The 7,045-nt window shown below is 72.2% G+C and carries 4 protein-coding genes and 1 pseudogene; 2 read left to right on the plus strand and 3 right to left on the minus strand.

Going from position 1 to position 7,045, the window contains the following annotated elements; translation table 11 throughout:
* The first annotated feature begins 11 nt into the window (after positions 1-11).
* Positions 12-1,229, plus strand: a complete 1,218-nt coding sequence (locus tag ACZ4IF_RS44075; protein ID WP_467574803.1) for an aminotransferase-like domain-containing protein — start codon at positions 12-14, stop codon at positions 1,227-1,229.
* Between the two features lie 39 nt (positions 1,230-1,268).
* Here ACZ4IF_RS44075 and ACZ4IF_RS44080 read toward each other — a convergent pair whose 3' ends face one another.
* Both ACZ4IF_RS44080 and argS read right to left on the minus strand, forming a co-directional pair.
* Positions 1,269-2,150, minus strand: coding sequence for a DUF4253 domain-containing protein (locus ACZ4IF_RS44080; RefSeq protein WP_467574806.1), 882 nt, complete (start codon positions 2,148-2,150; stop codon positions 1,269-1,271).
* A gap of 368 nt (positions 2,151-2,518) precedes the next feature.
* A complete protein-coding gene (argS, locus tag ACZ4IF_RS44085; RefSeq protein ID WP_467574809.1) occupies positions 2,519-4,279 on the minus strand; it encodes an arginine--tRNA ligase in 1,761 nt (586 codons plus the stop codon).
* Positions 4,280-4,425: 146 nt separating this feature from the next.
* Here argS and lysS point away from each other — a divergent pair, with 146 nt between their 5' ends.
* Positions 4,426-6,165, plus strand: a complete 1,740-nt coding sequence (gene lysS / locus ACZ4IF_RS44090; RefSeq protein ID WP_345644298.1) for a lysine--tRNA ligase — start codon at positions 4,426-4,428, stop codon at positions 6,163-6,165.
* Between the two features lie 97 nt (positions 6,166-6,262).
* On the opposite strand, the pseudogene ACZ4IF_RS44095 reads toward lysS, so the two are convergent.
* Positions 6,263-7,045 (minus strand): annotated as a pseudogene (locus ACZ4IF_RS44095) (DUF2637 domain-containing protein); the annotation flags it as partial.

Raw genomic sequence — 7,045 nt, forward strand, 5'->3', positions numbered from 1 at the left:
AGGAGCCCATCGTGACCGTCGTCGAGAACGTTCCCGCCAGGAGCGGCAGTGCACCCGTGCCCGCGCTCGCCGCACGGGCCACCGCGATCGGCGGCTCGCCGGTCCGCGACATTCTCGCGGTCACCGCGCGCCCCGAGGTCATCAACTTCGCGGGCGGCCTGCCCGCGCCGGAGCTGTTCGACGCCGAGGGCATCGCCGCCGCCTACCGCGACGTGCTCGCACAGGTCCCCGAGCGGGCGTTGCAGTACTCGACGACCGAGGGCGAGCCCGCGCTGCGGGCCGCGCTGGCCGAGCGGACCCGCGCCCGCGGGCTGCCGACCGGCGCGGACGACGTGCTCGTCACCACCGGTTCGCAGCAGGCGTTGTCCTTGCTCGCCACCGCGCTGCTGGAGCCGGGCGACACCGTGCTCGTCGAGAGTCCCTGCTATCTGGCGGCGCTCCAGGCGTTCTCCTTCGCGGGGGCCCGGATCGTGGCCGTGCCGGGCGACGAGCACGGCCTCGACCCGGACGCACTGGACGCACTGACGGCCGGCGAGCGGCCCAAACTGCTCTACACCGTGCCCACGTTCCAGAACCCCACGGGACGCACACTGCCCGGCGAGCGGCGGGCCGCCGTCGCCGCGGTGGCCGCCCGGCGCGGACTGTGGATCATCGAGGACGACCCGTACGGCGAACTCCGCTTCGAGGGCGAGCGGGTGCCGTGGATCGCCTCGCACGACGGGGCGGCGGACCGGACCGTGCTGCTGGGCTCCTTCTCCAAGGTGATGGCGCCCGGGATGCGGCTGGGCTGGCTGCGGGCGCCCGCGGCCCTGCGCCGCGCGTGCGCCGTCGCCAAGCAGGCCGCCGACCTGCACACCCCGACCGTCAACCAGCTCGCCGCCGCACGGTACTTGGCCGACCGCGACCTGGACGCCCATGTGGCCGGGGTCGCCGCCGTGTACCGGGAGCGGCGCGACGCCATGCTCGCCGGCATCGCCGAGGCACTGCCCGCCGGATCGTCCTGGACCCGTCCCGAGGGCGGCATGTTCCTCTGGGCGCGGCTGCCCGCGTCGTACGACACCACGGCCCTGCTCCCGCGCGTGGTGGAGCAGGATGTGGCGTACGTGCCCGGAGCCCCCTTCTACGCCGCCGCACCCGATCCGGCGACGCTGCGGCTGTGCTTCGTCACGCAGACCCCGGAAGAGATCGCGGAGGGGCTGCGGCGGCTCGGGACCGGGCTGCGCGGCTAGACCGCCGACCCGAGCGCGACCGTCGGCCTCACGCGTGGCTCAGTCCCACCAGAAGGACCAGACCTGCCGGCCGAGCACCTCGTGCGCCGCGTAGTCGCGCAGGACCTCGTGAGGGCCCTGCGTGATGTTGTCCGGGCAGAAGGCGAAGTGCTCGGCGGCGACGGCCTCGGCCTCCGCCAGGGTGCTCGGCGGGGCGGCCACCGACAGGACCAGCTGGTCGAAGGTGAGCGCGACGACGCGTATGCCGAAGCGGTCCTCCCACGAGCGCAGGACGGCGCACAGTCGCGCCACGTCGTTCTCGTGGTTCACCGGGCCGGTCCAGCCGATCGCCGCCGGGACGTCCGCGCTGCGCCGGGCCGGTACGAGCGCGAGACGCGGGTCCTTCAGCCGCGAGCCGCCGTCCGCGAGGGCGTCGGCGATCTCGGCGGCGCGGGCGTCGGGGTCGGCCCCCTGCCCGGTGGCGGGTGCGAGGCCCGGCCATACCGGGCCGTACGGCGCGATCGTCTCGTCGAACGTGTGGGGTTCGCCGAATATCTCGACGACCTTCTCCTTGCCGGGGTGGTCCTCGTCGGCGTCCGGCGCGTCCGCCGCGTACTCGTCCCAGAACTCCGCGAGCACCTCCTCGGCGTCGTGGTCCCCCGGATACGTCATCTCGTCCGGCATCAACTCCCAGCCCTCCGGGCCGCCCTGGTCGCCGCCCACGTCCAGGAGCACCGGGAGCAGGCCGGACGTCCGCCGGGCCGGCTCCAGCGCCGCCCAGCCGCCGGGCCGTGCCGGGACGTCGGCGTGCCACAGCAGCGGCTCGTGCCAAGGTCCTTCGTCGGTCGTGTCGACCAGTGTCCCGGGCGGGAGTTCAAGCCCGAGCGAGGCGCCGCTCGGATCGGCCGCGAGCTGCGGCAGCGGGTTCGGAAGTGTCGCCATGCCGGTGACTCTAGGGTCCGCCACTGACAACGCGCCCGCCCCCTCCCGCGGGGCCGACCGGTCCGCCCCGCGGGAGGGGGCGGGCGCCAACGCCGTTGAACGGAAAAGGTGTTGGCCGATTACCGTCAGCGCCGTGATGGATGCCGGTGACGGTTGCTGCATCGGAGGAGCGGGTGTGCCCAGCGGGGACGACGGCGCCGTCGAGGCGTTCGCGACGGCCTTCGTCCAGCACTGCGAGGGCGCTGCCGCCGCGCTGCGGGGCACCATCCACTACTACGCCGCCCGACAGGCGGACGGCCCCGGCGGGACGGTCGCTGCCGTCCCGCCGGGGCCGTCGTCGGGCTGTTGCGGCCCGGACGCCCGCGGTGTCAGAGCCGCTCGGGCGTCCGGATGCCCAGCAGGGACATGCCCTGGTGCAGCGTGCGGGCCGTCACGTCGCACAGGAAGAGGCGGTTCTCCACCTGCTGCGGCGTCTCGGCCTTCAGCACCGGGCACTTGTCGTAGAAGGTCGTGTACAGCGACGCCAGCTGGTAGAGGTACGCGGCCAGCTTGTGCGGGGCGTACTCGGTCGCCGCCTCGGCGACGACCTCCGCGAAGGCGTCGATGTGCAGGCCCAGCGCCCGCTCCGCCCCGGCCAGTTCGAGCTCCGGGTGCGCGGCCGGGCGGACCTCGCCGGCCTTCCGCAGGATCGACTGGATACGGGCGTACGCGTACTGGAGGTAGACGGACGTGTCGCCGTTCAGCGAGACCATCTGGTCCAGGTCGAACTTGTAGTCCCGGTTCGCCGACGTCGACAGGTCCGCGTACTTCACCGCGCCGATGCCCACCTGGGCACCCCGCTCGGTGATCTCCGCCTCGGACAGGTCAAGCGCCTTCTCCCGCACGACCGCGGAGGCCCGCTCGACCGCCTCGTCCAGCAGGTCGACCAGCCGGACCGTCTCGCCCTCACGCGTCTTGAAGGGCTTGCCGTCCTTGCCGAGGACCGTGCCGAAGGCGAGCTGGTGGGCCTTCACGTCGTCGTTCAGCCAGCCGGCCCTGCGCGCGGTCTCGAAGACCATCTTGAAGTGCAGGGACTGGCGGGCGTCCACGACGTAGATGAGCGACGTCGCCTTCAGGTTGAAGACGCGGTCCCTGATCGCGGAGAGGTCCGTCGCCGCGTAGCCGTACCCGCCGTCGGACTTCCGCACGATCAGCGGGACCGGGTTGCCGTCCGGGCCCTTCACGTCGTCGAAGAACACGCACAGCGCGCCGTCCGAGCGGACCGCCACGCCCGACTCCTCCAGGAGGCGGCACGTCTCGTCCAGCATGTCGTTGTAGCCGGACTCGCCGACCACGTCCGCGTCGCTGATCTCCATGTCCAGCTTGTCGAAGACCGAGTAGAAGTAGATCTTCGACTCGTCCACGAACTTCTGCCACATGGCCAGCGTCTCGGGCTCGCCCGCCTGGAGGTCGACCACCCGGCGCCGCGCCCGCGTCTTGAACGCCTCGTCGGAGTCGAAGACCGTCCGGGCGGCCTTGTAGAGCCGGTTCAGGTTCGACATGGCCTCCTCGCCGGAGACCGCGCCGCCCTTGTGGTCCAGCTCGTGCGGGTGCTCGATCAGGTACTGGATGAGCATGCCGAACTGGGTGCCCCAGTCGCCGATGTGGTGGCGCCGGACGACCGTCTCGCCGGTGAACTCCAGCAGCTGGACGACCGCGTCGCCGATCACCGCGGACCGCAGGTGGCCGACGTGCATCTCCTTCGCCACGTTCGGCTGGGCGTAGTCGATGACCGTGGTGCCCGGGTGGTCGGCGACGGGGACGCCGAGGCGCGCTCCGTCCTCGTACCGCGCGGCGAGGTTCTCGGTGATCGCCCGGTCGGTGATCGTGACGTTCAGGAAGCCGGGGCCGGAGACCTCGATGTCCTGGATCACGTCACCCGACTCGACCTGCGCGACGACCTGGGTGGCCAGCTCCCGCGGGTTCGCCTTTGCCTTCTTCGCGAGCGCCAGGATGCCGTTGGCCTGGAAGTCGGCCCGGTCGCTTCGTCGCAGCAGCGGGTCCGCGGAACCTGCCTCCGGCAGTGCTGCCGAGAGGGCGTCCGCGAGGCGCTGGTGGACGGAAGCGGTGAGGGACGTGACCGAGGCCATGGAGTGAGTGCCGTTCTGCTCGGGTTCCGGGAGTTTCTCAGTACAGAAAACCCAGTATCCCATGCGGTGAAAAGCCGTTTTCGCGGTTCGGGTCCGAGCTGGGAGAATGGACGCGTCAGCCGTACTGGCGTATGAGAAAGAAGGACGTGCCGATCGTGGCTCAGAGCACCGAGACCACCGACTGGGTCTCCCGTTACGCGGATGAGGTCATCGCCGAGTCGGAGCGTCGGGCCCCGGGCAAACCGGTCGTCGTCGCGTCCGGGCTCTCGCCCTCCGGCCCCATCCACCTCGGCAACCTGCGCGAGGTCATGACCCCGCACCTCGTCGCCGACGAGATCCGCCGCCGCGGGTACACCGTGCGGCACCTGCTGTCCTGGGACGACTACGACCGTTACCGCAAGGTCCCGGCCGGCGTCCCCGGCATCGACGAGTCCTGGGCGGAGCACATCGGCAAGCCGCTGACGTCCGTCCCGGCCCCGGTGGGCTCGGAGTACCCGAACTGGGCCGAGCACTTCAAGGCCGCCATGGTCGAGGCGCTGGCCGAGCTGGGTGTCGAGTACGACGGGATCAGCCAGACGGAGCAGTACACCTCGGGCGCCTACCGCGACCAGGTGCTGTTCGCGATGAAGCACCGCGGCGACATCGACGCGATCCTCGACCAGTACCGGACCAAGAAGGCCCCCGCCAAGAAGCAGGGCCAGAAGCCGGTCGACGAGGCCGAGCTGGAGGCCGCCGAGGGTTCCGGCGCCGCCGCCGAGGACGACGGCAGCGGCACCTCGGGCTACTTCCCGTACAAGCCGTACTGCGGCCGGTGCGAGAAGGACCTCACCACCGTCACGGCGTACGACGACGAGACGACCGAGCTGACCTACACCTGCTCCGCCTGCGGTTTCTCCGAGACCGTCCGGCTGAGCGAGTTCGACCGCGGCAAGCTGGTCTGGAAGGTCGACTGGCCGATGCGCTGGGCGCACGAGGGCGTGATCTTCGAGCCGAGCGGTGTCGACCACTCCTCGCCCGGCTCGTCGTTCCAGGTCGGCGGGCAGATCGTCGGGATCTTCGGCGGCAAGCAGCCCATCGGCCCGATGTACGCCTTCGTCGGCATCTCCGGCATGGCGAAGATGTCCAGCAGCAAGGGCGGCGTGCCCACGGCCGCGGACGCGCTCCAGATCATGGAACCGCAGTTGCTGCGCTGGCTGTACGCCCGCCGTCGCCCCAACCAGTCGTTCAAGATCGCCTTCGACCAGGAGATCCAGCGGCTGTACGACGAGTGGGACAAGCTCGCCGGCAAGGTCGCCGACGGCTCGGTCCTCCCGGCCGACGCCGCCGCGTACGCGCGCGCGGTGGGCACGGCCGCCGGGGAGCTGCCGAGGACGCCCCGTCCGATGCCGTACCGCACGCTCGCCTCCGTCGCCGACATCACCGCCGGTGCCGAGGACCAGACCCTGCGCATCCTCAGCGAGCTCGACCCGCAGAACCCGCTCGGCTCGCTCGACGAGGTCCGGCCCCGGCTCGGCAAGGCCGAGACCTGGATCAACACCCAGGTCCCCGCCGAGGAGCGCACCGTCGTCCGCGACGAGCCGGACGCCGACCTGCTGGGGTCCCTCGACGAGCAGGGCCGCGCCTCGCTGCGCCTGCTGCTGGAGGGCCTGGAGGAGAACTGGTCCCTGGACGGCCTGACCCACCTCGTCTACGGCGTCCCCAAGGTCCAGGCCGGCTACAGCGCCGACGCGACCGCCAAGGAGCTCCCGCCGGAGATCAAGGTCGCCCAGCGCACCTTCTTCGCGCTGCTCTACCACCTGCTCGTCGGGCGCGACACGGGCCCGCGCCTGCCCACGCTGCTGCTCGCGGTCGGGCAGGAGCGCGTGCGCAAGCTGCTCGGCGCGTAACACCCCGGACGGTACGGCGAAGGGGGCTCCCGGTGATCACCGGGAGCCCCCTTCGTCCGTTCACGTCCGCCCGGGCCCCGGGGGCCGCGGACATCTCTCAGGCGATGTGGTCCTCCTCCAGCTCCGCGTTGAAGCGGTTCTGGAAGCGGTCCGTGAGGTTCTTCAGCGCGCTGGGGCTGAGCGTCGTGCCGTAGGTGGCCTCGATGTTGTCGCCGAGGACGCGCGGCGTGGGGAAGCTGCCGTCGATCGACTGACGGAACACCTGGTAGTACGCCTCCTCCTGGGCCTTCTCGTCCGACGGCGCGGACTGCTCCTCACGCGGCGAGGGGATCGGCAGCTGCTCCTGCTCCGGGGCGCCGCCGCCCTCGCCCAGCTGCCGGGTACGGCCGCCGGCGCCCGCGGGGATCGGGAAGCTGCCGGTCTCCTCCGGGCCGGGCTCGTACATCGGGTGCTGCTGCTCGTCGTGCCACTGCCACCCTTCCTGCTCGGCGGCGTACGTGGGGTCGTACGGCGGCTCGTAGGCAGGGTCGTAGCCGCCCTCGTAGACGATGTTCTGCCCGGGCTGGGCGAACCAGGGGTTGCCGCCCGGCTGCGGCTGCTGCCCGTACTCCGGCTGCTCGGCGGGCGCGGGCCGGCCGTCGTCCGGAGCGGGGCGCTGCTGGTCCTGGGGCGACGCGGCCTGCGGGACGGCCGCCTGCCCGGCGGCGCGGCCGTCCGCGGCGGGGACGGCCGTCTCCAGCTCCGGCTGCTTCGGCGCCGGGGGAAGGAGCGCGGGCTCGATGCCCGCGGCGGCGAGGCCGGAGGGTGCGGTCTCGGCGAGGGGGACGCCGTAGCGGGCGAGGCGCAGGGGCATCAGGGATTCGACGGGTGCCTTGCGGCG

The sequence above is a fragment of the Streptomyces sp. NPDC025784 genome (assembly GCF_055558435.1).

Excerpts from the sequence above, each read along its gene's own strand:
- ACZ4IF_RS44080 (WP_467574806.1), bottom strand. The coding sequence starts at position 2,150 with ATGGCGACACTTCCGAACCCGCTGCCGCAGCTCGCGGCCGATCCGAGC.
- argS (WP_467574809.1), bottom strand. The coding sequence starts at position 4,279 with ATGGCCTCGGTCACGTCCCTCACCGCTTCCGTCCACCAGCGCCTCGCG.